This window comes from Pseudomonas costantinii, assembly GCF_001870435.1.
Lineage (GTDB): Bacteria > Pseudomonadota > Gammaproteobacteria > Pseudomonadales > Pseudomonadaceae > Aquipseudomonas > Aquipseudomonas costantinii.
Genome location: NZ_MDDR01000034.1, coordinates 378,080 through 403,952 on the forward strand (window position 1 = coordinate 378,080; position 25,873 = coordinate 403,952).

The 25,873-nt window shown below is 59.5% G+C and carries 23 protein-coding genes; 9 read left to right on the forward strand and 14 right to left on the reverse strand.

The window, feature by feature from the left end:
- Positions 1–100 precede the first annotated feature (100 nt).
- A complete protein-coding gene (locus BFL40_RS17205; RefSeq protein ID WP_016973073.1) occupies positions 101–508 on the reverse strand; it encodes a flagellar basal body-associated protein FliL in 408 nt (135 codons plus the stop codon).
- 150 nt (positions 509–658) lie between these two features.
- Here BFL40_RS17205 and BFL40_RS17210 point away from each other — a divergent pair, with 150 nt between their 5' ends.
- The 3 genes from BFL40_RS17210 (at position 659) to glpT (ending at position 3,833) form a co-directional block, all read left to right on the forward strand.
- Entirely contained in the window at positions 659–1,636 is a 978-nt protein-coding gene (locus BFL40_RS17210; RefSeq protein ID WP_071485115.1) for an NADPH:quinone oxidoreductase family protein, read from the forward strand.
- Positions 1,637–1,712: 76 nt separating this feature from the next.
- Complete coding sequence (locus tag BFL40_RS17215) at positions 1,713–2,324, forward strand: flagellar basal body-associated protein FliL (RefSeq protein ID WP_071485116.1); 612 nt, start codon at positions 1,713–1,715, stop codon at positions 2,322–2,324.
- 171 nt (positions 2,325–2,495) lie between these two features.
- Positions 2,496–3,833 carry a glycerol-3-phosphate transporter gene (glpT, locus tag BFL40_RS17220; RefSeq protein ID WP_053258586.1) on the forward strand — a complete coding sequence of 446 codons (1,338 nt, stop codon included), beginning with the start codon at positions 2,496–2,498 and terminating at the stop codon, positions 3,831–3,833.
- Here the strand turns inward: glpT and BFL40_RS17225 are convergent.
- Entirely contained in the window at positions 3,830–4,486 is a 657-nt protein-coding gene (locus tag BFL40_RS17225; protein WP_071485117.1) for a gamma-glutamylcyclotransferase, read from the reverse strand. The genes glpT and BFL40_RS17225 overlap by 4 nt on opposite strands.
- Positions 4,487–4,527: 41 nt before the next feature.
- On the reverse strand, positions 4,528–6,915 hold the full coding sequence (locus BFL40_RS17230) for a TonB-dependent receptor plug domain-containing protein (protein WP_071485118.1): 2,388 nt from the start codon (positions 6,913–6,915) through the stop codon (positions 4,528–4,530).
- Between the two features lie 327 nt (positions 6,916–7,242).
- Here BFL40_RS17230 and BFL40_RS17235 point away from each other — a divergent pair, with 327 nt between their 5' ends.
- Positions 7,243–7,725, forward strand: a complete 483-nt coding sequence (locus BFL40_RS17235) for a sn-glycerol-3-phosphate transporter (RefSeq protein WP_071485119.1) — start codon at positions 7,243–7,245, stop codon at positions 7,723–7,725.
- On the opposite strand, the gene BFL40_RS17240 is transcribed toward BFL40_RS17235, so the two are convergent.
- The 5 genes from BFL40_RS17240 to BFL40_RS17260 all read right to left on the reverse strand — a co-directional run bounded on the left by BFL40_RS17240 (position 7,722) and on the right by BFL40_RS17260 (position 12,953).
- Entirely contained in the window at positions 7,722–8,690 is a 969-nt protein-coding gene (locus BFL40_RS17240; protein WP_071485120.1) for a CDP-6-deoxy-delta-3,4-glucoseen reductase, read from the reverse strand. The genes BFL40_RS17235 and BFL40_RS17240 overlap by 4 nt on opposite strands.
- The gene (ubiD, locus tag BFL40_RS17245) at positions 8,690–10,156 is read right to left on the reverse strand and encodes a 4-hydroxy-3-polyprenylbenzoate decarboxylase (RefSeq protein WP_053258591.1); all 1,467 of its coding nucleotides are present in this window, start codon (positions 10,154–10,156) and stop codon (positions 8,690–8,692) included. The genes BFL40_RS17240 and ubiD overlap by 1 nt, the downstream gene beginning before the upstream one ends.
- 156 nt (positions 10,157–10,312) lie before the next feature.
- A complete protein-coding gene (gene rho / locus BFL40_RS17250) occupies positions 10,313–11,572 on the reverse strand; it encodes a transcription termination factor Rho (protein ID WP_003176825.1) in 1,260 nt (419 codons plus the stop codon).
- Positions 11,573–11,806: 234 nt separating this feature from the next.
- A complete protein-coding gene (gene trxA, locus BFL40_RS17255) occupies positions 11,807–12,136 on the reverse strand; it encodes a thioredoxin TrxA (protein WP_015886460.1) in 330 nt (109 codons plus the stop codon).
- 121 nt (positions 12,137–12,257) lie between these two features.
- Positions 12,258–12,953, reverse strand: coding sequence for a FadR/GntR family transcriptional regulator (locus BFL40_RS17260; protein WP_071485121.1), 696 nt, complete (start codon positions 12,951–12,953; stop codon positions 12,258–12,260).
- Between the two features lie 255 nt (positions 12,954–13,208).
- Between BFL40_RS17260 and BFL40_RS17265 the strand changes: the two genes are divergently transcribed.
- Genes BFL40_RS17265 through BFL40_RS17280 form a run of 4 tightly spaced genes read left to right on the forward strand, consistent with a single transcriptional unit; the run spans position 13,209 to position 16,051 of the window.
- Positions 13,209–13,994, forward strand: coding sequence for a transporter substrate-binding domain-containing protein (locus BFL40_RS17265; RefSeq protein ID WP_071485122.1), 786 nt, complete (start codon positions 13,209–13,211; stop codon positions 13,992–13,994).
- Positions 13,995–14,011: 17 nt separating this feature from the next.
- Entirely contained in the window at positions 14,012–14,680 is a 669-nt protein-coding gene (locus BFL40_RS17270; RefSeq protein WP_071485123.1) for an amino acid ABC transporter permease, read from the forward strand.
- The gene (locus tag BFL40_RS17275) at positions 14,677–15,327 is read left to right on the forward strand and encodes an amino acid ABC transporter permease (RefSeq protein WP_071485124.1); all 651 of its coding nucleotides are present in this window, start codon (positions 14,677–14,679) and stop codon (positions 15,325–15,327) included. Before BFL40_RS17270 ends, BFL40_RS17275 begins: the two co-directional genes overlap by 4 nt.
- Complete coding sequence (locus BFL40_RS17280) at positions 15,314–16,051, forward strand: amino acid ABC transporter ATP-binding protein (protein WP_071485125.1); 738 nt, start codon at positions 15,314–15,316, stop codon at positions 16,049–16,051. Before BFL40_RS17275 ends, BFL40_RS17280 begins: the two co-directional genes overlap by 14 nt.
- On the opposite strand, the gene BFL40_RS17285 is transcribed toward BFL40_RS17280, so the two are convergent.
- The 4 genes from BFL40_RS17285 to BFL40_RS17300 form a co-directional block, all read right to left on the reverse strand.
- A complete protein-coding gene (locus tag BFL40_RS17285; RefSeq protein WP_071485126.1) occupies positions 16,023–16,574 on the reverse strand; it encodes a DUF1120 domain-containing protein in 552 nt (183 codons plus the stop codon). The two genes, BFL40_RS17280 and BFL40_RS17285, sit on opposite strands and share 29 nt — an antisense overlap.
- Positions 16,564–19,002 (reverse strand): fimbria/pilus outer membrane usher protein, encoded by a 2,439-nt coding sequence (locus tag BFL40_RS17290; protein WP_071485127.1) that lies wholly within the window; start codon positions 19,000–19,002, stop codon positions 16,564–16,566. The genes BFL40_RS17285 and BFL40_RS17290 overlap by 11 nt, the downstream gene beginning before the upstream one ends.
- A 70-nt stretch (positions 19,003–19,072) precedes the next feature.
- Complete coding sequence (locus tag BFL40_RS17295; protein ID WP_408003958.1) at positions 19,073–19,789, reverse strand: fimbria/pilus chaperone family protein; 717 nt, start codon at positions 19,787–19,789, stop codon at positions 19,073–19,075.
- 105 nt (positions 19,790–19,894) lie between these two features.
- The gene (locus BFL40_RS17300; protein ID WP_071485128.1) at positions 19,895–20,542 is read right to left on the reverse strand and encodes a DUF1120 domain-containing protein; all 648 of its coding nucleotides are present in this window, start codon (positions 20,540–20,542) and stop codon (positions 19,895–19,897) included.
- 482 nt (positions 20,543–21,024) lie between these two features.
- Between BFL40_RS17300 and ppx the strand changes: the two genes are divergently transcribed.
- On the forward strand, positions 21,025–22,527 hold the full coding sequence (gene ppx, locus BFL40_RS17305; RefSeq protein WP_071485129.1) for an exopolyphosphatase: 1,503 nt from the start codon (positions 21,025–21,027) through the stop codon (positions 22,525–22,527).
- Positions 22,528–22,608: 81 nt separating this feature from the next.
- Here ppx and ppk1 read toward each other — a convergent pair whose 3' ends face one another.
- Together ppk1 and hemB are read right to left on the reverse strand one after the other, a co-directional pair.
- Positions 22,609–24,831 (reverse strand): polyphosphate kinase 1, encoded by a 2,223-nt coding sequence (ppk1, locus tag BFL40_RS17310; RefSeq protein ID WP_071485130.1) that lies wholly within the window; start codon positions 24,829–24,831, stop codon positions 22,609–22,611.
- Between the two features lie 18 nt (positions 24,832–24,849).
- Complete coding sequence (gene hemB / locus BFL40_RS17315; RefSeq protein WP_071485131.1) at positions 24,850–25,863, reverse strand: porphobilinogen synthase; 1,014 nt, start codon at positions 25,861–25,863, stop codon at positions 24,850–24,852.
- Between the last annotated feature and the right edge of the window lie 10 nt (positions 25,864–25,873).

A 25,873-nucleotide genomic window follows, 5' to 3' on the forward strand; every position in this document is an offset into this window, starting at 1 on the left:
GAGGCTGCATCGGCCGCGGTACGGTCTTGAACCGAGTTGCGCCCGACGCAGCCTCGCTAAAGCTCGACAGCTGCTACGAGTGGTTTAGGGTCTCAGTGGACTACTGGATGATGAGGTTGTTGAACAACAGATCTTCCACCACCGGCTTGCCGGTCTCGTCATTCATCACTTGCTGAGTCTGCTTCAAGGCTTCCTGTCGCAGTTTTTCTTTGCCTTCGACAGTACTCATGGCCTCGTTGGTCTGCTGGGTAAACAGCGCCACCAACTGGTTACGGATCAGCGGATCGTTGGCTTTGACCGCAGCGGCGGCTTCAGGCCCCGTTACGCGCAGGGCGATGTCGGCTTTGAATACCTTGAGCTTCGCCGTGCCATCCAGACCGTAGTTACCCACGAATGGCGGGGTCAGGCTGATATAGCTGACCTTCGGCGCCTCGCCTTCTTTCGCTTCTTCGGCCTGGGCTGCCATCGGCAAGGTCAGGGCCAGCATCAACAGGATCCACGCTTTCACAGTTCATTCCTCGAATTCGATTGCCGGGTAGCATAACGCTAGCAAGGCTGAGCACAAGCTTATGGCGACTTATCAGGCCCGGGCATGCTCGTTGACCCACGGGCGTACCCTCCTACACTTATCGGCCACGACGCCAAAAGGAATAGTCCGATGAAAGCTGTGCTGTGCAAAGCCTTCGGCCCCGCCGAAACCCTGGTGCTGGAAGAGATCGCCAGCCCGGAGATCAAGAAAAACGAAATTCTGCTGGACGTGCACGCAGCCGGGGTCAACTTCCCGGACACCCTGATCATCGAGGGCAAATACCAGTTCAAGCCGCCCTTTCCGTTTTCACCGGGTGGCGAGGCGGCGGGCGTGGTCAGTGAAGTGGGCGAAAAGGTCAGCCATCTTAAGGTTGGCGACCGGGTGATGGCGCTGACGGGCTGGGGCAGCTTTGCCGAGCAGGTCGCGGTGCCGGGCTACAACGTGCTGCCGATCCCGCCGAGCATGGATTTCAACACGGCCGCCGCGTTCAGCATGACTTACGGCACTTCCATGCATGCCCTGAAACAACGGGCCAACCTGCAACCCGGTGAAACCCTGCTGGTACTCGGCGCTTCCGGTGGCGTGGGCCTGGCTGCCGTGGAAATCGGCAAAGCCATGGGCGCCCGAGTGATCGCCGCTGCCAGCAGCGCCGACAAGCTCGCTGTGGCCAAGGCAGCCGGCGCCGATGAGTTGATCAACTACAGCGAAGCCAGCCTCAAGGAGGAAATCAAACGCCTGACCGACGGCAATGGTGTCGATGTGATCTACGACCCCGTGGGCGGCGATCTGTTTGACCAGGCCATCCGTGGCATCGCCTGGGGCGGCCGCCTGCTGGTGGTGGGCTTCGCCAGCGGGCGCATTCCCGAGCTGCCGGTCAACCTGGCCCTGCTCAAGGGCGCGGCGGTGGTCGGGGTGTTCTGGGGTTCGTTTGCCCAGCGCCAGCCGCAGGACAATGCGGCGAACTTCCAACAGTTGTTCACTTGGTATGCCGAGGGCAAGTTGAAGCCGCTGGTGTCGCAGGTTTACCCGCTGGAACAGGCCGCCCAGGCGATCAATGATCTGGGCCAGCGTAAAGCCGTCGGCAAGGTGGTGGTTCAACTACGCTGACCGTTGTTTCATTTTGCCCACGCAGGGCCTTGGCGCATGATCGCGCCAAGGCACTCAATTAAAGGCAGGAAGGGTCATGGTTACACGGTTGCGTACGCTGTTGCTGGGGGTATTGATGGTGCTGTCGGCACAAGCCTTCGCCCACAAAAAGGACGAAGCCCTCGGCCTGAGCAATGTCACGGTACTGATCGTGCGCCATGCCGAGAAACCCGACCAAGGGCCGCTACTCAACGCTCGCGGCGAACAGCGCGCAGCGGCGTATGCCAGTTATTTCGACCCGTTGCAGTTAAACGGCATCTCCATAGTCCCTCAGCGGCTGATTGCTACCCGTGACAGCAAGGACAGCGCCCGACCGCGCCTGACCCTGACACCGCTGGCCCAACGCCTCCAATTACCGATCGAACAGCCCTACGCCGACGATGAAGTCGACAAGTTGGTCAAGTCCCTGCGCAAGTCCAACCAGGTGAAAACCGTATTGATTGCCTGGCACCACGGGCATATCGACAAGTTGATCGCCGCGTTTGGCGGGGATGGCCCGGCGCTGACCGGCATGAAGAAGTGGCCGGAAAGCGTGTATGACTGGTTGATCGTGCTGCGCTTCGATGACCAGGGCCAATTGATCGAATCCCGCAGCCAGAAAGTCCAGGAGCACTTGCTCCCCGGCGATATCGCGTCGAATACCCCGTAGCCATTACCCGCGACCTAAAACGCCCTCGAATTACCCCTAAGCGACATGTTCGTAAAAGAACATGCAATTGCTCTCATTTCCTGTGCTCGCAGATAAGAGGCGGTGCTATTTTCGGTAACGAAACTGTAACATTCGCATCCGCAGTCAAAACAAGAAATTTGGAGCTCTTGAATGTTTGCTTTCTTTCGACCTGCCGCACACCAGGCGCCCCTGCCTGAAGAAAAAATAGACAGCACTTACCGACGACTGCGCTGGCAGATCTTCGCCGGTATTTTCTTCGGTTATGCCGGGTACTACCTACTGCGCAAAAATTTCTCCCTGGCCATGCCCTACCTGATCGACGAGGGTTACACCCGTGGTGAACTGGGCCTGGCGATGTCGGCGATCGCGATCGCCTACGGCTTGTCCAAGTTTTTGATGGGCCTGGTGTCCGACCGCTCCAACCCGCGCTACTTCCTACCCTTCGGCCTGCTGATATCGGCTGGGGTGATGTTCATTTTCGGTTTCGCACCTTGGGCAACGTCCAGCGTGACCATGATGTTCATTTTGCTGTTCATCAACGGCTGGGCCCAAGGCATGGGCTGGCCGCCGAGCGGGCGGACCATGGTGCACTGGTGGTCGCAGAAAGAACGCGGCGGCGTGGTGTCGGTATGGAACGTGGCGCATAACGTCGGCGGCGGCCTGATCGGCCCGCTCTTCCTGCTGGGAATGGCCTGGTTCAACGACTGGCACGCAGCGTTCTACGTGCCGGCGACCGTGGCCTTGGCGGTGGCGGCGTTTGCCTTCATCACCATGCGCGACACCCCCCAGTCGGTGGGCCTGCCACCGATCGAGCAATACAAGAACGATTACCCGGAAGGCTACAACGCCAGCCACGAAGACGAATTCAGCGCCAAGGAAATCTTCGTAAAGTACGTGCTGCGCAACAAAATGCTGTGGTACATCGCCTTCGCCAACGTCTTCGTCTACCTGCTGCGCTACGGCGTATTGGACTGGGCGCCGACTTACCTCAAGGAAGCCAAGCACTTCGACGTGGATAAAACCTCGTGGGCGTACTTCTTCTACGAGTGGGCAGGTATTCCGGGCACGCTGCTGTGCGGCTGGATGTCGGACAAGATCTTCCGTGGCAACCGAGGCCTGACCGGCATCGTGTTCATGGCCTTGGTCACCGTGGCGACCTTGGTGTATTGGCTCAACCCACCAGGCAACCCGATGGTCGACATGATCGCGCTATTCTCCATCGGCTTCCTGATCTACGGCCCGGTGATGCTGATCGGCCTGCAGGCGCTGGAACTGGCACCGAAAAAAGCCGCCGGCACCGCGGCGGGCTTCACGGGCTTGTTCGGTTACCTGGGTGGTTCGGTGGCAGCGAGTGCGGCCATGGGCTACACCGTTGACCACTTCGGCTGGGATGGTGGATTTGTGTTGCTGGTTGGCGCGTGCCTGTTGGCGATCGCATTCCTGATCCCAACGCTGTGGCATACCAACAGCGTCAGCTCAGCGCGTTAATCGCTGCCTGAACAATCCTTGGTACAACGCTTGAGCCGCGCCTCCAGGTTTTTATCTGGCATGGCGTGGCTACGCAGGGCGTTAACGGTCTGCTCGACATAATCGCGCGTGGTGCCGTAACGCCCGCAAGCACTTTCCAGTACGTGGTTCAGTACTTCATCGGGCAAATTGCCGGCGTAGCTTGGCAAATGCCGCTCCAGTACAAACCCTAACGCCTGCACCTGACTGCCATCTTCCAGACGGCAGCTGAGCCAGTGTGGCCGGTAGGACGGATATGGCATCTCGCGGCGCCACAATGCGTAAAGCGAGGCTTCCAGCTGATCTTCCGGCAAACGGTAGGCAAACCCGCTGCAAGAGCCGCCACGATCCAGACCAAATACCAAACCCGGCAACTCCGGCGTACCCCGATGCTCGTGAGACCACAGGTACAGGCCCCGGTGATAACCGTGGACCCGTGCCCGCACCCGCTCGGTCGACGAGCATTCAGGGCGCCAGATCAGTGAGCCATAAGCGAATAGCCAGACCGGCCCACCCTTATGCCGACTCATGGTGGCCTGCATCGAGCTCATCAACTGTTCGTGAGTGAGTTGCGGCCCAAGATCGAGCCGCGGAGGGTAAGCCAATTGCAAAAGATCGGATTCAATAACGGTCATGGCGGATCGCTTAGGTCTCCTTTTTTGAAAATAAAGAGCTACTACCAGTTATAGGCGACTTTACCGTAATAGAACGCGCCGCTGTAACCGTACGGCGAAAAAGTGCTATAGGCGAGGTTGCCGCCACTGCTGGCAAATGCATTGACCTTTTCCGGGTATTTGTCGGTGATGTTGTCGCCACCCAGGGTGAAGGTCCAGTTCTTCAGCTTGTAGTCCGCCGACAAGTCCAGCACCCAGGCAGCCTTGAAGGTCTGATCGTTGATCTTGTCCGCCTGGTAACTGGTGAACTCACCATAGCGCACCAGGTTGCTGTGCAGCGCCCAATTGCCGAAGGTGAAATCGTTACCCAGGCTCAGTTTGTGCTGCGGCGTGGTGTCGCCCAGCAAACCGATACGCTCGCGACGGTCCACCCGCACCAGATTCGCGCCCAAGCTATCCAGAATGGCCGGGTTGGCCTTCACATCCGTCACCTTGGTGTGGTTGTAGTTGTAGCCCACCGTGCTGTTCCAACGGATGCCGTTATCGAACTGGTAGCGATAGTTGGCCACCAGGTCGACACCGTCGGTGCTGGTGTCGGTGGCGTTGGTGAAGTAACGGGCGGTGGTGTAGTTGATGTTGCCGACACCATTGGCTTGCAGATAAGCCACCGTTGCCGGGTTGAGATTGAGGTTGGAGGACAGGCTGATGCGGTCGCGGATGTCGATGCGATAAACGTCGAGCGTCACGGTCAGGTCATCAGCAGGCTCCAGTACCAGTCCAAGGCTGTAGTTGCGCGACTTTTCGGCTTTCAGGTCCTCGGCGCCGAGCAAGCGGGCTACCTTGCTGTTAGCCGGGAAGGTGCCGGCCTCCTGAATGGTGCTGCCGATCAACTGCGACGAGGTATAGGCAAAGTTTTGCTGGGCCAATGATGGCGCGCGGAAACCGTTGGAAATGCTGCCGCGCAAGGCCACTTGCGGGGTGAAGTCGTAACGGGCCGACAGCGAACCGCTGACGTTGGAGCCGAAGTCGCTGTAGTCCTCATGTCGCACGGCCGCCGAGGCGCTGAGTTTTTCGGTGAAATTGGTTTCCAGGTCCAGGTACTGGGCCCAGTTGTGGCGCGAGCTGCTGCCGGCGTCGGCATCCCGGAAACCACCAAGGCCCGAGCTGCCGGTCTGGTAGTAGGACGCTGGTTCACCCGCTTCAATTTCATAGCCCTGGTGCAGGTATTCGCCACCGAAGGCCACGGAAACCGGGTATGGCAGGAAGCCCACATCGAATTCGCGGGACAGGTCCAGGCTGACTTGCTTCTGGTCGTTACTCAGCGTGCCGTTGTCGAATTTGCGCGGCGTGGCCAGGCCGAGGGAGGTGTTGATGGTTTCGGTGCTCAACGCGTACTGGTTCTTGCCGTAGTTGGCCGACAGATCGTAGTGCCAGTCATAGGCCAGCAAGCCGCGCAAACCCACCACCAGCGAGGTGTCTTCGAGGTCGCCCTTGATCAGCGGCAGGTAGCCGTTAGGGTTGAGCGCCCGGATGTTGTTGGACGCATTGCTCGCCCGGTAGAACGCCGCTGTCTCGCCGCGCCGCTTGCTGTAGCCGCCGAAGGAGTAGAGCTCAGCAGCATCGTTGAAGGAATATTCGGAGTTGAACTGGAATTTGCCTTCATTGGTAGCCGGCTCGCCTTGACGGAAAACGCGCTGGCCATAGGTGGTGGAGCCTACGCTGGCGGGGCGAAAATCATCCCCGGCGCGGTTGGTGTAATCGTTATCGGCGCCTTCGCCCGACAGGTTGATAAAGCCATTGTCGCCCAGCGCGAAGCCAGTATTGCCAGCCACCGTGCGCTGTATACCGTCACCCTTTTTGTACTCGCCAAACTTGGTGGAGATCGAGCCGCCATGGTCATCGTGCTTGAGGATCACGTTGATCACCCCGGCAATCGCATCGGAACCGTAGCGTGCGGACGCACCATCGCGCAGCACTTCTATATGGTCCACTGCCGACAGCGGGATCGCATTCAGGTCTGCCGGTGCCGAGCCACGCCCCACGGCACCGCCGAGGTTGACGAAGGCACTGGTGTGGCGGCGTTTACCGTTGACCAGCACCAACACCTGATCCGGCGACAAGCCACGTAACTGCGCAGGCCGCACCAATTCGGCGCCATCCACCAGGCTTGGGCGCGGGAAGTTGATCGACGGAATCAGGCGCGCCAACACCGCCCCCAGCTCATCGGAGCCGTTGCTGCGCAGGGTATCGCCGGAAATCACATCGATGGGCGACAGCGAAGCACTGGCGGTACGCTCTTGGGCGCGGGTGCCGGTGACGATCACAGTGTCGAGCTTTGGTGCGTCGGCTGCGGCTGTTTCGGCCGCCAAGACGGGATTGAATCCAACAGCGGTCAGCAAATTGGCCGACAAAATCGCTGTGTACAGCACGTGTTTCTTGTAGCTCCCCATACCGCTCCCCTTGGAATCAAAAATCAGAACTTCAATGCTCTGAGTTCATAAGATCGATCCGGCTGGCGGGCGGTGGCGGTCAGTTATTGGTTATTGGCAAATAGTCGGTAGTCCGTTGAGATATAGCTTAAAGATATTTATGTAACAAATTAAATACCTTTAAGGAATAAGCGAAAGCATAAGCCCGACGCCCCATCCGTCAGGATTTGCAGCAGCAATCCCGGTACTTTCAGCCCCGGTTCAGCCTGTGCGTGTACCGAGCCGTCAAAATAGCGCACATCACGACCCACCTAGCCGCCCACCAAACCGACTATCGAGGTCGCACCCATGAAGAAATTTCGATTGCCTGGCCTGTTGTTCCTGGCCCAAGCCACCACCGCACTGGCCGCCGAAGCGCCGCCGGCCAATGACGACAAAGGTTTTTGGTACGCCCAGACCAGCGTTTACACGCGACACTTTTCACCGGACCCAAAGCACAACAACAACCAGGACCTGATCAACCTGGAACGCAATGAAGCGTCAGGCTTTGTGTATGGCGGGGCTACATTTCGCAACTCGTTCAGCCAGCGCTCGTACTACGCCTACGCGGGCAAGCGCTATGACATGACCGACTATCCGGTGTATTTGAAACTCACGGGCGGGGTGATCCAGGGTTATCGCGGCAAGTACCGCGACAAGATCCCGTTGAACCGTTTCGGCATTGCGCCGGTGATCATTCCGTCCGTGGGTGTCCACTTCGGGCCAGTGGCGGCGGAAGTGGTGTTGCTGGGGTTCAATGCGGCGATGATCACGACCGGCGTACGCTTTTAGGGGCGAGGCGCGTAGGCGAACACATCGGCGCGCATCTGGTGCGCGTCCATACCGGCGTCGACCAGTGCATCCAAGGTGCCATAAATCATCGCCGGTGAACCACTGGCGTAAACGTGCACGGCCCTGAGGTCGGTGATGTCTTCACACACTGCCTCATGCAGCAGCCCACATCGCCCTTCCCAACCACAGAGGTCACTGACGACTTTGTGCAGGAACAGGTTGGGCAGTTGCAACCACTGCTCCCAGTGTTCGATCTCGTAGAAATCTTCCGGACGGCGCACGCCCCAGTACAAGTGCACCGGGTGCTTGAAGCCGGAGGCGCGGCAATGCTCAATCAGGCTGTGCATCTGTGCCATGCCGGTGCCGGCGGCGATCAGTACCAACGGCCCATCCGGCAGTTCGGCCAGGTGGGTGTCACCAAACGGCAGCTCGATGCGAGCCATCTGGTTGCGTTGCAGTTGGTCCAGCAGGTTACGGGCGCTGTCCTCGCGGACCAGCACATGCAACTCCAACTCACGCCCGGCGTGGGGCGCCGAAGCCAGGGAGAACGCCGACTTCTCGCCATTCTCCCGTTCGATCATCAGGTACTGCCCAGCGTGGTAGCGCACCGCCTTACCGGCCGGGGCCCGCAGGCGCACACGCCACACATCGCCGCCGACTTCCACGCACTCACTCAATTGGCACGACAACTTGCGCAACGGCAACTCTCCCGGCGCCAACACGCCATCCCACAACACAATGCAGTCCTCCAGCGGCTCGGCGATGCAGGTGTAAAACTCACCATGGTCGCGCACCTCACCGGCTTGCTGCACCCGCCCCTCTACCAGCAACGCCGCACAGACATGGCACACACCGTTGCGACAGGCCTGAGGGCACTCGTAGCCCAGGCGGCGCGCACCTTCGAGGATTCGCTCGCCAGGGACGAGTTCCAGTACCGCGCCGGAAGGTTGCAGGGTTACACGCATCAATCTATTCCCAATTCTTTCCAAATTGCATCGACACGAGCAGTCACGGCTTCATCCTTGACGATCACCCGACCCCACTCCCGAGTGGTTTCACCCGGCCATTTATGGGTGGCATCCAGGCCCATCTTCGAGCCCAGGCCCGACACCGGCGAGGCGAAGTCGAGGTAATCGATCGGCGTATTGTCGATCATCACCGTGTCGCGCTTGGGGTCCATGCGCGTGGTGATGGCCCAGATCACGTCGTTCCAGTCCCGGGCATTGATGTCGTCGTCGGTGACGATAACGAACTTGGTGTACATGAACTGTCGCAAAAACGACCACACACCGAGCATTACCCGCTTGGCGTGGCCTGGATACGACTTCTTCATGGTCACGATAGCCATGCGGTACGAGCAGCCTTCCGGCGGCAGGTAGAAGTCGGTGATTTCCGGGAACTGCTTTTGCAGGATCGGTACGAACACTTCGTTCAGCGCCACCCCCAGAATAGCTGGCTCATCCGGCGGACGACCGGTGTAGGTGCTGTGGTAGATCGGCTTGATCCGGTGGGTGATGCGCTCGACGGTGAACACCGGGAAGCTGTCGACTTCGTTGTAGTAGCCGGTGTGGTCGCCGTAAGGGCCTTCATCGGCCATCTCGCCCGGATGAATCACGCCTTCCAGGATGATTTCAGCGGTGGCCGGCACTTGCAGATCGTTGCCACGGCACTTCACCAGCTCGGTCCGGTTGCCACGCAACAGGCCGGCGAAAGCATATTCAGAGAGGCTGTCGGGCACAGGAGTGACAGCGCCGAGAATGGTCGCCGGGTCAGCACCCAGGGCGACAGAGACCGGGAACGGCTTGCCAGGGTGTTTTTCGCACCACTCACGGAAGTCCAGCGCGCCGCCACGGTGGCTCAGCCAGCGCATGATCACCTTGTTGCGGCCGATCACTTGCTGACGGTAGATACCGAGGTTCTGGCGATCCTTGTTCGGGCCTTTGGTGACAGTCAGCCCCCAAGTGATCAGCGGACCCACATCGCCGGGCCAGCAGGTCTGCACCGGAAGCATGGCCAGGTCGACGTCATCGCCTTCGATGACCACCTCCTGGCACACCGCGTCCTTGACCACCTTGGGTGCCATGGCAATGATCTTGCGGAAGATCGGCAGCTTCGACCAGGCATCCTTCAAGCCCTTGGGCGGCTCGGGCTCCTTGAGGAAGGCCAGCAGCTTGCCGATCTCGCGCAGCTCGCTGACCGACTCTGCGCCCATGCCAAAGGCCACACGGTCGGGCGTACCGAACAGGTTGCCAAGCACCGGGATATCAAAGCCGGTCGGGTTCTCGAACAGCAGCGCCGGGCCCTTGTTGCGCAGGGTACGGTCGCAAATCTCAGTCATTTCCAGCACCGGGGAAATCGGCACCTGGATACGTTTCAACTCTCCGCGCTGCTCAAGTTGCTGCACGAAATCCCGAAGATCCTTGAATTTCATTAACCATGCCACCCGTAAAATAGGCGTACATCCTACCTGCTCTGAGGGCGGCTGGCAGCTTATCGCGGTGCATTTGGCTGTGTGACGCGCTTAAAAAGCGGGCGAAAAAAAATGGCGCCCCTGAGGGCGCCATTTTTTCGGACCTGAAACGTCGTATTACTTACGCTTCATCGACAAGAAGAACTCGTCGTTGGTCTTGGTGGTTTTCAGCTTGTCGATCAAGAACTCGATGGCGGCAACTTCGTCCATCGGGTGCAGCAGCTTGCGCAGGATCCACATGCGCTGCAGTTCGTCGTCGGCAGTCAGCAACTCTTCGCGGCGAGTGCCGGAGCGGTTGATGTTGATGGCCGGGAACACACGCTTTTCAGCGATACGACGGTCCAGGGGCAGTTCCATGTTGCCGGTACCCTTGAACTCTTCGTAGATCACTTCGTCCATCTTCGAGCCGGTTTCAACCAGCGCGGTGGCGATAATGGTCAGCGAGCCGCCTTCTTCGATATTCCGCGCAGCGCCGAAGAAACGCTTTGGCTTCTCCAGGGCGTGGGCATCGACACCACCGGTGAGTACCTTGCCGGAGCTCGGGATCACGGTGTTGTAGGCACGGGCCAGACGGGTGATCGAGTCGAGCAGGATCACCACGTCTTTCTTGTGTTCGACCAGGCGCTTGGCCTTTTCGATCACCATTTCAGCAACCTGCACGTGGCGGGTTGGCGGCTCATCGAACGTCGAAGCAACCACTTCGCCGCGCACGGTGCGCTGCATTTCGGTTACTTCTTCCGGACGCTCATCGATCAACAATACGATCAGATGAACTTCTGGGTTGTTACGCGCGATGTTCGCTGCAATGTTCTGCAGCATGATGGTCTTACCGGCTTTCGGCGGTGCGACGATCAGGCCGCGCTGGCCTTTACCGATCGGGGCGCACAGGTCGATTACACGACCGGTCAAGTCTTCAGTGGAACCGTTACCGGCTTCCATCTTCATGCGCACGGTCGGGAACAGCGGGGTCAAGTTCTCAAAGAGAATCTTGTTTTTCGCGTTCTCTGGACGATCGAAGTTGATCGTGTCGACCTTGAGCAGGGCGAAATAACGCTCGCCTTCCTTTGGAGGACGGATCTTGCCAACGATGGTGTCACCGGTGCGCAAGTTGAAGCGACGGATCTGGCTCGGCGAGACGTAGATATCGTCTGGGCCGGCGAGATAGGAAGCGTCTGCAGAGCGGAGGAAGCCGAAGCCGTCCTGGAGAATCTCCAGCACGCCATCACCGGAGATTTCCTCGCCGCTTTTCGCGTGCTTTTTGAGCAGGGAGAAAATCACGTCCTGCTTGCGCGAACGGGCCATATTTTCTATGCCCATCTCTTCGGCCAATTGGAGCAGGTCGGTAATCGGCTTTTGCTTGAGTTCAGTCAGATTCATATAGGAATGACGTAATCATTTATGGAGGGGGGAAATTAAGCTTTGGGCTTAATGAGGCCGCGCCGCAGAGAAGGCGACAGGATCGCGTACTAATCGAAAAGGAATGCGTCGGCGACGGCTTGCAGGGGGCAGTGGAGAAACCAGTGCGGGGCCGAATGTACCACCTGAGTTTCGGAGCGTCTAGCCCTGTTTCACGAAAAAGCCCCGCTATTTGCGGGGCTTTTTTGACGACGCTTAGATGTTCGCGTCGAGGAAAGCTTGCAGCTGAGACTTCGACAGCGCGCCGACTTTAGTGGCCTCGACGTTGCCGTTCTTGAACAGCATCAGGGTCGGGATACCACGCACGCCGTGCTTGGCCGGGGTTTCCTGATTGTCGTCGATGTTCAGCTTGGCAATGGTCAGTTTACCTTCGTAGGTTGTTGCAATGTCGTCCAGAACAGGGGCGATCATTTTGCAAGGGCCACACCATTCAGCCCAGTAGTCAACCAGCACCGGGCCAGCAGCCTTGAGTACTTCGGCCTCAAAGGTCGCGTCGGTGACGTGCTTGATAAGATCGTTGCTCATGGATGTCTCCGGATTGTAAGCAAAAAAAACGTGGCCCATCATAGCCGCCCTTCCCCCGTTCAGGAAGCCGCCTCTGATTGAGTCTTGCTATGACGGTGCATGAGTTTGGGTATAGCCCAACTCACGGCGTAACGGGAGTCACAAAGGCTATGCCCGTGCGCAACGCCGCATTGCGCACGTGTTCCTGCATGGATTTCTGCGCCGCCGTACTGGCGCGCCGGGCCAGGGCACGCAGGATCTTGCGGTGCTCCTGCCAGGTCTCCATGGCCCGCTCCGGTCGGATGAACGGTAGCTTCTGACTCTCCAGGAACACCTCGGCGCTGGCACTCAGAATGCTCACCATCGCCTGGTTACCGCTGGCCAGCAGGATGCGCTGGTGGAATTCGAAGTCCAGCCGCGCGGCGGCTTCAAAATCGCCAGCCTTGAGTACCTTGCGCATCGCCTCGACATTGTCCTCCAGGCTGTCCAGCTCATCGATCGTCAGCGTCATCGCCGCCAACCCTGCTGCAAAGCCCTCAAGCGCATAGCGCAGCTGGAAGATATCCAGCGGCGTAGCCTGCGCTGCAAAGGGCCAGGCAAATGCAGGCGACTCCTGCGCCACCTGCACAAACACGCCTTTGCCTGGCTGCACGCTGACCACACCCAAGGCACTCAAGGACGACAATGCTTCGCGCAACGACGCCCGACTGACGCCCAATTGCACCGCCAGGTCGCGCTGGGATGGCAGTGCATCGCCCGCTGCGAAGCCCTGCTCCTTGATCAGTTTGCGGATGGCCTGCAGGGCCGCTTCCGGTACGGCTTGGGCGATGGAATTCATAAAAAGCTCGAGGCTCCAGACAACTGAGCGGCTAGTTGTAAAGCTATTCACGGCTGGCGGCAAGCCACGCCCCAAAGGCGCCCGCAGGGTTTTGTCGACGCTCGAAAAAGGTGCGAAAAGCCCAGCCACTGTTCAGACCAGTAAGACCACCTCAACTCAACAAATCCCGGGCTTGCAGACGATCAGAGCGGTGCTGGCATGGGCTGTGCACTGAGCAAATCCAGAAAATTCCTTCGCCCTTCTCGGAGAGTTGCCATGACCAAGCGCTGCAGCGCCCTGCTCACTGCCCTGTTTGCCAGCCTGATGCTGAGCCAGGCACCCGCCCAGGCCAACGGTCTGGACGATATCGTCGCCCGTGGCACCCTCAAGGTCGCCGTGCCTCAGGACTTCCCACCGTTCGGCTCGGTTGGCCCCGACATGAAGCCACGCGGACTGGATATCGACACGGCCAAGCTGCTGGCCGACCAGCTCAAGGTCAAGTTGGAGCTGACTCCGGTCAACAGCACCAACCGCATCCCGTTCCTCACCACCGGCAAGGTCGACTTGGTGATTTCCAGCCTGGGCAAGAATCCTGAGCGGGAAAAGGTCATCGATTTCTCCAAGGCCTACGCACCGTTCTACCTGGCGGTGTTCGGCCCGCCCGATGCAGCCATCAGCACCCTCGACGACCTCAAGGGCAAGACCATCAGCGTGACCCGCGGCGCCATCGAAGACATCGAACTGACCGCCGTAGCGCCCAAGGAAGCGACCATCAAGCGCTTCGAAGACAACAACTCGACCATCGCCGCCTATCTGGCCGGCCAGGTCGACCTGATCGCCAGCGGCAACGTGGTGATGGTGGCAATCAGCGAGCGCAGCCCAAAACGTGTGCCCGTGCTGAAAGTGAAGCTCAAGGACTCGCCAGTGTATGTGGGCGTGAACAAGAACGAGCCGGCGCTGCTGGAGAAGGTCAACCAGATCCTGGTGGCCGCCAAGGCTGACGGCAGCCTGGAAAAGAACGCGATGCAATGGCTTAAAGAGCCGCTGCCCGCAGATCTTTGAAGCAACGGAGCTGATTCATGGCGTATCAATTTGACTTTGTGCCGGTGCTGGCCAATACCGATTTGCTGTTGCGCGGCGCCCTGTTCACGCTTGAACTGACGGCCATCGGCGCGATCCTGGGGGTTGCCCTGGGCACCGTCGGCGCCGTAGTACGGGCGTGGAAGATCCAGCCGTTCGCCTGGTTTTTCGGCGTGTATGTCGAGTTGATCCGCAACACACCGTTCTTGGTGCAGTTGTTTTTCATCTTCTTCGGCCTGCCGTCCCTGGGGCTGAAAATCACCGAATGGCAAGCCGCCGTGCTGGCGATGGTGATCAACCTGGGGGCTTACTCCACCGAAATCATCCGCGCCGGCATCCAGGCCATTCCTCGCGGGCAACTGGAAGCGGCAGCGGCGCTGGCGATGACGCGCTTCGAAGCGTTCCGCCACGTGGTGCTGCTACCCGCTTTGGGCAAGGTGTGGCCGGCCCTGAGCAGCCAGATCATCATCGTGATGCTTGGCTCGGCGGTGTGTTCGCAGATCGCCACCGAAGAGCTGAGCTTTGCCGCCAACTTTATCCAGTCACGTAACTTTCGCGCATTTGAAACCTACGCCCTGACCACCCTGGTGTACCTGTGCATGGCGTTGATGATTCGCCAGTTGCTCAACTGGGTCGGCCGTCGCTACGTGATGAGGAACAGCCGATGAGTGATTTTTCCTTCTGGGACATCGTGCGCAACCTGCTCACCGGCCTGCAATGGACCCTGTTGTTGTCGCTGGTAGCGTTTGTCGGCGGTGGCCTGATCGGCTTGCTGGTGATGACGATGCGCATCAGCAGCAAAGCGTTCCCACGCAATATCGCGCGCACCTATATCGAACTGTTCCAAGGCACGCCGCTGCTGATGCAGCTATTCCTGGTGTTTTTCGGCATAGCCCTGCTGGGCATCGATATCTCGCCCTGGCTGGCAGCGGCGATTGCGCTGACGCTGTTTACCAGCGCCTACCTTGCCGAGATCTGGCGCGGCTGCGTCGACTCCATCGCCCACGGGCAGTGGGAAGCGTCGGCCAGCCTCGCCCTCAACCCGCTTGAACAATTGCGTTACGTGATCCTGCCCCAGGCGCTGCGAATTGCCGTGGCGCCCACCGTGGGTTTCTCGGTGCAGGTGGTCAAAGGCACCGCCGTGACCTCGATTATCGGCTTCACCGAATTGACCAAGACCGGCGGCATGCTCGCCAACGCCACCTTCGAGCCGTTCATGGTTTACGGCCTGGTGGCTCTTGGTTATTTCCTGCTCTGCTACCCCTTGTCCCTCAGTGCCCGCTACCTGGAAAGGAGACTGCATGCCTCTGCTTAGAATTTCTGCCCTGCATAAGTATTACGGCGATCACCACGTACTCAAGGGCATCGACCTGACGGTTGAAGAAGGCCAGGTGGTGGCAATCATTGGCCGCAGCGGCTCGGGCAAATCCACCCTGCTGCGCACCCTCAATGGGCTGGAGTCCATCAACGACGGCGTGATCGAAGTGGATGGCGAATACCTCGACGCCGCCCGCGCCGACCTGCGCAGCCTGCGGCAGAAAGTCGGCATGGTGTTCCAGCAATTCAACCTGTTCCCACACCTGACGGTGGGCGAAAACGTCATGCTTGCGCCGCAGGTGGTGCAAAAAGTGCCCAAAGCAAAAGCCGCACAGCTTGCCAAGCAGATGTTGGAGCGCGTTGGGCTGGGGGAAAAGTTCGACGCCTTTCCCGATCGCCTGTCCGGCGGCCAACAACAACGCGTAGCCATTGCACGTGCACTGGCCATGTCACCCAAGGTGCTGTTGTGTGACGAAATCACCTCAGCCCTGGACCCGGAACTGGTCAATGAAGTGCTCAGCGTGGTGCGTCAACTGGCCAAGGACGGTATGACCTTGATCATGGTGACCCACGAAATGCGCTTCGCCCGGGAAGTCGGGGACAAGCTGGTGTTCATGCATCAAGGCAAGGTGCATGAAGTGGGCGACCCCAAGACGTTGTTCGCCAACCCCAGAACACCCGAGTTCGCCAACTTTATTGGTTCGGTGGAACAGGCAGGCTGACCAGTTCGAAACTGCCCTGCCCTTCCAGTCGGGTTTCGCTGCGCACTTCCAAGGCCGCAGAGGGCAGCTCGGTGTCGATATCAACCTGGGCGGTCAATCGCCGGCCAACCACCGGCAACCCTGCCGCTCGCGCCACCAGGGTCTGACCGGGCAGCAACTGCCCGCTGGCAGGCTCTCCGGGTAAGTGTGTAGCCGCCCACTCGACGGCACGCCCATCCATTTGGGCATGTTTGAGGCTCAGGCGAAAACGCCCTTGGCGACCAAACCGAAACCCCTGCCCATCTGCTGAAACCCCGATAAAGCGCAACGCCATTGCCGCAGGCTCAGTGCAAAGAACGTTCACGTGCAACGCGCGAGTACCCAATGCCAGAGAAGCTCTTTCAACGGGGTCCTCCCTACGGATAACACCATAGTCAATGCGCGGCTGGCTCACCGACAACCGGCAGTTTTCAGCCCATGCGTCAGGCGCGGCGAGCACCGTGCAGAGCACCACCAAGGGCAGGCTTTTAAGCTTAACGGCCATGGCACACCGCCGACGTGGTTTCATAGAACTTGTCATTATCAGGCTGGGTCTCGGGGTGGATGCGCAGCAGGCAGGTAGAAGAATCCGGCAACGAAACCCGCAAGCTTTGCGACTCACTGACGTCATTCAGAAAAATCATGCCCTCACCCACCACGCTGGTCAGGAAGCGATCGCCCTTGCCGAATACCGAGGCACCTTGGGGTAAGGGCCGGCCTTGCTGATCATTCGCACTGATCAACATACGGCGCACTGTCACCACATCGAAATCCACGGTATTGAAGGAGCCACGGCCCGCAGCAAGCACCTGGGTGCCGTTTTTCAGGTCGACGCGCTTGGGCAAGGATTGGGTTTGCACTTCGACTCGGCTGTTGGTGTAAGCCGGCAAGCTTGCGATCACTGCTTGCCCGCTGAAATCGGTCCATACCGGGCCGTGTGGGGTCTCGACTTTTGCTGAGCCGATGCCCCCCACCGAGGCGATGCCAAACGTGTCCTGCACGGCATAAGGCGAAAATGTCAGCCCGCCTTGGTGAGCCACCACGCCGCCTTGCAACTGCCCCGTATAGCTGGTGCCCAGCGGGTCGCGACTGACACCCAGGCCGACCCGGGTATAACGCGGCAGCAGGTCCACATGCCCCCGAACCGATTGCTCCCGGGCACTGAGGTCGCGCTCGACACCCACCTCATAGTTCACATACTCATTCACCCGTTCACTGAGCGCTGTACCGGTGCGTGACTGGCCTCCACGACGGCTGATGTAACTGTTCACGCGACGATCACCCCCCAGGGGCACGCTGACCTGCAAGCGCAAGGAGAGGTCATCGTCCAAGGCCGTATCGCGCCGGCTGCCTGCCTGCGTGGCGTCACGGCGAGGCCGGGTACCACCCACCTGCGAGTCAGCGATCAACGCGACATCGGCGTAGCGCAGTGATGTGTTCCACGAGGCAAACACATGCTCGGCCGTTTGCCCGTCAAATTGAGAGCTGCGGGTATAACCCAGGGAGAACACGCCCAGCGTAGGATCGGCCCAGCTCATGCCCGCCGTGTACTGATTTTTGAAGCGCGAGCCCAGTTCATCGGCCCTGGACGACCGTCCCGCTTCAAGTACCTCGCGATAACCCTGGGTCTGGGTGGTCGCACTAAAGTTGACGTCGACATTGGCATACACCGGACTGCTCACGGACACGCTGCTGCGCGACCCGGACACTGCGTTTTTGCTGTCCCTGGACAGGTTTTGACGGGCCCCTACGGAAACTCGCTGGAAAAATACGCTGCTCAGGGTGCCACCTGCCGACCAGTATTCATCGGTGCCCAACAAGCCAAAGCCCGCAGACGAGTCGCGCCCCACCCCCCAAGTGCCGCTGCCCATTGCGACCATCGGTGACGGGCCGTCTTCGCCAGCATTTTTGCGCAGCTTGCCAACCGAAAAATAATAACCAGGCGCTGCCGGAACAGCCCCGGCGAAAGACGCCGCCGGCACCACAAAGCTGCGCCTTGCGCCACGCACATCGATCACGCTGACTTCAAGGTCACTGGTGCCATTGAGCAGAGGTAACCCCGTCAGCCGGAAGGGGCCTTCGGGTACCAGGGTGGTGTGGATCAACACGCCGGACTGACGCACCTCAACCCGTGACTGGCTCTGGGCAAGGCCTTCGACCACCGCATTGTTGCTACCCGCTGGCATGCGTGCCTGACCATCGGGGGAGAACTGCAGGCCGGACAGCTGGATGCCGCCAAACAGCGGGTTGTTGCTGGAAAGCTGGCCCACCTGGAAAGTCGATCGCAACGCGGCAATATCCCGCTGGGCATACGCGTACAGGTGCTCGGTACGAGCTTTGCCGTTGTCAGACACATAGAACTGACGGCTGCGAACAATCCAGTCTTCAAGGTTAAAGCCCGCCTCGGTGTAGGCCGACACAAACCGACTGGGCCCACTACGCGAGCGGCTGTCGAAACCCAACACGTCATAGTTGAACAACGCGGCCGTCCCGCCCGTGGAAAAACGCCCGGCCTCCCACTCGGGTTCACGCAATGACCCGGTCGGGACCACCAGCGCCACCTCATCAGTTCCCGGACGCAACCTCACCATCGTCGTCGGGAATGCGCCGAGGAAGTCATGGCAGGCCTGGTCTGGCGCGGCACCTTCCTGAATAATTCCTCCGGGTTTCACCAGCCCGGCTTTCTCCAGCAACCCAGGGGTGAAACACAACCGGCCCTGTTGGTCGAACCGCGCATCCACCAGCCCAAGCGGATTTCCATTGACCCGCAGCCCCACCACCTGGACGCCTTCGCGAAAGCGTGCCGCACTGCGAAAGTAATCGGAAACCTTCGGGTCAATACCATGGGTTGTGAGTGCGGCAAGATCGAAACCATCCCCAAGCTCCAGCGCAGATACCAGGCCGGGCAAACTCCATAGCGCCGTAAACCCCATGAGCAGCGAAGGCCTGCTGGGCCATAGAGACGCCACAAGGCTGTTACTCGACGGGGCTTTCATGAGTCGATCAACCCTCATCGGTATTGATCGGAGCGCGGTAGCTATCTACCGAAAACCCATAGACCGTGGCCGGCTGGATCTCGGCCTCAGCCACGTCGCTCAAGAGACCGTCGACCTTCGCCGCCAGCGCCTCACCCGGCAAGATGTAGGTACGCGGCAATGTGGCCAGGACTCCTTGCGGCAGCAACTGTACGTCCGGCGCCAGCCGCACAACATAGGCGCTGTCATTATGAACCGTAAGACGCTGCCCTACCTGCCTCCACTTCAGTAACTCCCAAGGCGTGTGGTGCCGAGGCAAGCCTTGTGGATGCAAGATCAGCGGCAAATTCTGGCGGAGGGTGATTCCGATGGTCGCGCCATCCGCAGAGCGCGCCTGGGGGATTCCCTCGAAAGACACGCGCTTGAGCCGTTGAGTCTTAAGCGGCTCTTTCAAAGTGCTGATGAAACGCACCAATTGCGTATCACCCGCCTCCACACGCGTGATGGGCGGTGTGACAATCAGTAGCGGCTCCAGGTCCTCGGGTACGTTTTCCACAACCGAATGAAGCAGCGCCGGCCCTGCATCGGTATTCTTGATGTTTATTGTGGCTTCGCCGTCTTCTTCATAGAGCACTACCACTGTTGTTTCCGGCTGCATACCGTCTGCCACGGCAACAGCGGCAAAAAACACACAAACACTTGCACTCCAAAACAACGCACTACTTATTATTGATAAACCACGCACTCAATATTCCCCGCAACCGATGAAGTTGACCATTGGCAGTCAAACGCCCACAGAAAAACAGCCAACAAGAAATAGTCAGTTTCTGGATTGGCTGTTTTCAGTTGTTTAGATGTAACTCAGTACCAGCGTGGCGCGCCCATCAATGGAAATATCTCGACTCAGGTCCAAGTCCTGAGCTCTGTTGATGACAGCCTTCACCGCAATTGTGCCCGTCAATTGGGTAATGGAAGCGGGTGTAAGGATGGTGCTATTGCGCCACGAGTACTGACTTGGCGATTGAGCAACTTTGCCATCACTGATCTGCCAGGCGCCCGCGCCTGTACGCATGATGGGGTACAACGCCACACCGGAAGACCGCAGGTCCCTGAGGGTAACCGAGTAGCCACCGGTTCTCCGATTCAACGCCGACCCCAAACCAAAGTTCTGCGCTTCGGTAAAGCCCGCACCCAGGATACCTGTGACCTTGCTGCCCGCCTGTAGATCGGTAAAGGTGATCCCGAACTTGGCCGGGGTGGCGCCGCAATTGACGACCAGGGAAGTGGTCCTCTCTTCGCGCGGGTTAAACGCCGCCTGGGACAATTCACCGGAACGAATCGTGCCGTAATCGATAATGCCACTACCCGCCAGACTAAGGTTACAGGCAGCGGGCGTAATCGTGCCCCTGACGACCAATTGGGCACTGGTAGTTGCCTGGGCACTCAGGGCCGAAGCCAGGCATACGACACCGAGGGTCAATCCAACAATATTCTTCATGTTTGTCCTGTCACTAAAAGTTATCAGGCGCTCTTTATTTGTGTCTTGGCGACTCCATCGCCCAATGCTTTATCTTCCGGGACATGCACAACTATAAATAAATAACACCCAGGCAAAATCGCCGAGTGACAGTCTGTCGCTTTGGCACTTCACTAAAGAATCAGACAACACGTCAGTCATTGTGGGAGTTGTAAAAATAAACAGTCGCCCTAACCCGGCGACAACGTAGTCCAGAACAAAGTAACGAAGAGAACATCGACTTCCGCACTGTAGGTGAATTCAGAAGCAGCCTTACAACAGTACATAGTTAAAACCGCCTACAGCATCAGCGGCGTTATTCACCGAAAGCTTACAAACCCACCCTACATTTCCCATAGGAATTCCCCACAGACAGCCTCAGGGAAATTACTGAAGCACAACGCGTTGGCGCCAGCGGTCGATCGTGGCACGATGGTCAGGTTATCGACCGAGACCCCCAAACCATGCCGCAATCCCAAGCCAAGAATCTGTCCCTGATCGCCGCCATCGACCTGGGCTCCAACAGCTTTCACATGGTCGTGGCCAAGGCCCAGAACGGCGAAATCCGCATCCTTGAGCGGCTCGGCGAGAAAGTACAACTGGCTGCCGGGATAGACGACGAGCGCCAGCTCAATGAAGAATCCATGCAGCGCGGGCTCGATTGCCTCAAGCGTTTCGCCCAATTGATCAACGGCATGCCCCTGGGCGCTGTGCGAATCGTCGGCACCAACGCCCTGCGTGAAGCACGCAACCGTGGCGAGTTCATCCGCCGCGCCGAGGAAATCCTCGGGCACCCAGTAGAAGTCATCTCCGGCCGTGAAGAAGCGCGCCTGATCTACCTGGGCGTGTCCCACACCCTCGCCGATACCCCAGGTAAACGCCTGGTAGCCGACATCGGCGGCGGCAGTACCGAATTCATCATCGGCCAGCGTTTCGAGCCTTTGCTGCGTGAAAGCCTGCAAATGGGTTGCGTCAGCTTCACCCAGCGCTATTTCAAGGACGGCAAAATCACCCCGGCACGCTATGCCCAGGCCTACACGGCAGCGCGCCTGGAGATCATGAGCATCGAGCATGCCCTGCATCGCCTGACCTGGGATGAAGCGATCGGCTCGTCCGGCACCATCCGCGCCATCGGCCTGGCCCTCAAGGCCGGCGGTCATGGCACCGGTGAGGTTAACGCCGAAGGCCTGGCGTGGCTCAAGCGCAAGCTATTCAAGCTGGGAGATGCGGAGAAAATCGACTTCGACGGCATCAAGCCCGACCGCCGCACCATCTTCCCGGCAGGCCTGGCGATTCTTGAAGCGATCTTCGACGCCCTCGAACTGCAGCGTATGGACCACTGCGACGGCGCTCTGCGCGAAGGCGTGCTCTATGACCTGCTGGGCCGCCATCACCACGAAGATGTGCGTGAGCGCACCCTCACCTCGTTGATGGAGCGTTATCACGTCGACCTGGAACAAGCGGCCCGCGTGGAGCGCAAAGCCCTGCATGCCTTTGATCAGGTGGCCGCGGATTGGGACCTGGAAGACGGCGTATGGCGTGAGCTGCTCGGCTGGGCGGCCAAGGTGCATGAAGTCGGCCTGGACATCGCCCACTACCATTACCACAAGCATGGTGCTTACCTGATCGAGCACTCGGACCTCGCCGGTTTTTCCCGCGAAGACCAACAGATGCTCGCCCTGCTGGTGCGTGGCCATCGCCGCAACATCCCCAAGGACAAGTTTGCCGAGTTCGGCGACGAAGGCATCAAACTGATTCGCCTGTGCGTGCTGCTGCGCTTTGCGATTCTGTTCCACCACATCCGTGGCACCCAGGAAATGCCCCAAGTGACCCTGCGCGCCCACGGCGACAGCCTGGACGTGGTGTTCCCGAAAGGCTGGCTCGATGAAAACCAACTGACCCAGGCGGACTTCGCCCAGGAAGCGGAGTGGCTGACGCGGGTGGGGTTCAACCTGAACTTGCGCTAATAACCCAAGAGGCCAGAGGGGCTGGTTGTGGCAAGCCCGCTCGCCACACAAGCCTGCTCCCACATGGGTTGGCGCAGGCTGCTAGTTCACCGAAAGAATCGGGCTGCCCAACTTCTCCAGCAACGTCGCCTGGGCACTGCGTGGGTTCTGGTTGCCGGTCGGCGTGTTGCGCACGTAGCGGCCATCCGACTGCAAGCTCCAGCTGTGGGTGTTATCGGTGAGATAACTTTCCAGCTCCTTCTTGACCCGCATGATCAGCTTCTTGCCTTCCACCGGGAAGCACGTCTCTACGCGCTTATCGAGGTTGCGCTCCATCCAGTCGGCACTGGAGAGGAACATTTGCTCTTCGCCGCCGTTGAGGAAGTAGAACACCCGCGTGTGCTCCAGGAAGCGGCCGATAATCGAGCGCACATGGATGTTATGCGAGACCCCGACAATGCCCGGGCGCAGGCAGCACATGCCACGCACCACCAAGTCGATACGCACGCCGGACTGGCTGGCCTTGTACAGCGCGCGGATGATCTTCGGATCGGTCAGCGAGTTGAACTTGGCAATGATGTGCGCCGGCTTGCCATCGAGGGCGAACTGGGTCTCGCGGGCAATCATGTCGAGCATGCCCTTCTTGAGCGTGAACGGCGCGTGCAGCAGCTTCTTCATGCGCAAGGTTTTGCCCATGCCGATCAACTGGCTGAACAACTTGCCGACGTCTTCGCACAAGGCGTCGTCGGACGTCAGCAGGCTGTAGTCGGTGTAGAGCTTGGCGTTGCCGGCGTGATAGTTGCCGGTGCCCAAGTGGGCGTAACGCACGATCTCGCCCGCCTCACGACGCAGAATCAGCATCATCTTGGCGTGGGTCTTGAAGCCGACCACGCCGTAGATCACCACCGCACCGGCCGCTTGCAGGCGGCTGGCCAGTTGCAGGTTGGATTCTTCGTCGAACCGCGCACGCAGCTCGATCACCGCGGTGACTTCCTTACCGTTACGCGCAGCATCTACCAAGGCATCGACGATTTCCGAGTTGGCGCCGGAACGGTACAGCGTCTGGCGTACGGCCAATACATGCGGATCCTTGGCGGCCTGGCGCAGCAGGTCGACCACCGGGGTGAAGGACTCGAACGGGTGCAGCAACAGGATGTCCTGCTTGCTCACCACGCTGAAAATGTTCTCGCTGTTTTGCAGCAGTTTCGGGATCTGCGGCGTGAACGGTGTGTATTGCAGCTCCGGATGGCTGTCCAGACCCGTGATGCTGAACAGACGCGTCAGGTTCACCGGGCCGTTGACCTGGTACAGCTCGGTCTCGCCCAGGTTGAACTGCTTGAGCAGGTAGTCCGACAGATGTTTCGGGCAGGTGTCGGCCACTTCCAGGCGCACCGCGTCTCCGTAGCGCCGCGAGAACAGCTCACCGCGCAGGGCACGGGCCAAGTCTTCGACGTCTTCGGAATCCAGCGCCAAGTCGGCGTTACGGGTCAGGCGGAACTGGTAGCAGCCTTTTACCTTCATGCCCTGGAACAGGTCATCGGCGTGCGCATGAATCATCGACGACAGGAATACATAGTTGTCGCCAGCGCCACCCACCTCTTCCGGTACCTTGATAATCCGTGGCAGCAAGCGCGGTGCCGGGATAATCGCCAAACCGGAGTCGCGACCAAAGGCGTCGATACCTTCCAGCTCAACGATAAAGTTCAGGCTCTTGTTCACCAGCAGCGGGAACGGGTGAGTTGGGTCGAGGCCGATCGGGGTGATGATCGGCGCGATCTCATCGCGGAAGTAACGGCGCACCCAGGTCTTGATCTTGGTGGTCCAGTGACGACGGCGAATGAAGCGGACCTGATGTTTTTCCAGTTCCGGCAGCAGGATGTCGTTGAGGATCGCGTATTGGCGGTCCACATGGCCGTGCACCAGTTCGCTGATGCGCGCCAGGGCCTGGTGCGGCTGCAGGCCATCGGCGCCGGCTTGTTCACGGGCAAAGGTGATTTGCTTCTTGAGGCCGGCGACGCGGATCTCGAAGAACTCGTCCAGGTTGCTGGAGAAGATCAGCAGGAACTTCAGCCGCTCCAGCAACGGGTAGGACTCATCCAGCGCCTGCTCCAGCACGCGGATGTTGAATTGCAGTTGTGACAGCTCGCGGTGGATGTACAGGCTGCTGTCATCCAGGTTGGTCACCGCGGCCACCGGGGCAGGCACCGGTGCCTCGGCCACCACGGCAGGCGATGCCGGCTCCAGCTCGGGCGGGGTCTCGGTGACGGGTTCAACCACCGGGTGAGCGTCTTTTACGGCAACTTCGGAGAGTCCTTCGGTATTCATCGAGTGTTCCTGTGAGGGCTATTGTTGCTCTCTAAGCAATTGGGCAGCGCGGACGGCGAAGTAGGTCAGAATGCCATCAGCGCCAGCACGTTTAAAGGCAGTCAGGGATTCGAGGATCACCCCTTCACTCAACCAACCATTCTGGATCGCGGCCATGTGCATGGCGTATTCACCGCTGACCTGATAGACAAAGGTCGGCACCTTGAATTCCTCTTTGACCCGGTAAAGGATGTCCAGGTACGGCATCCCAGGCTTGACCATCACCATGTCAGCGCCTTCGGCCAAGTCGGCCGCCACTTCGTGCAGGGCTTCATGGCTGTTGGCCGGGTCCATCTGGTACGAAGCCTTGTTGGCCTTGCCCAAGTTCAGGGCTGAGCCCACCGCATCGCGGAACGGGCCGTAATAGGCGCTGGCGTACTTGGCCGAGTAGGCCATGATCCGCACATTGACGTGGCCGGCCAGCTCCAGGGCTTCGCGAATCGCCTGGATGCGGCCGTCCATCATGTCCGAGGGCGCAACGACTTGAGCGCCTGCTGCTGCGTGGGACAACGCTTGCTTGACCAGCGCATCGACAGTGATGTCGTTCTCAACATAGCCTTCTTCGTCAAGAATGCCATCCTGCCCGTGGGTAGTGAACGGGTCCAGGGCCACGTCGGTGATCACACCCAGCTCCGGGAAACGCTCACGCAGGGCGCGAGTGGCGCGCTGGGCAATCCCTTCCGGGTTCCAGGCTTCGGCAGCGTCGAGGGATTTCAGTTCGGAGGGCGTGACGGGAAACAGCGCCAGGGCCGGAATCCCAAGCTCAACCCACTTCGCCGCTTCTTCAAGCAGCAGATCAATGGTCAAGCGCTCCACACCCGGCATCGACGCCACAGCTTCCCGCCGATTTTCACCGTCGAGCACAAACACCGGCAGGATCAGATCGTTCGTCGTCAGCACGTTTTCACGTACCAGACGGCGAGAAAAATCATCACGGCGGTTGCGGCGCAAACGGGTGGCGGGGAACAGGCGATTGGCAGGGGTAAAGCTCACGACAGACTCC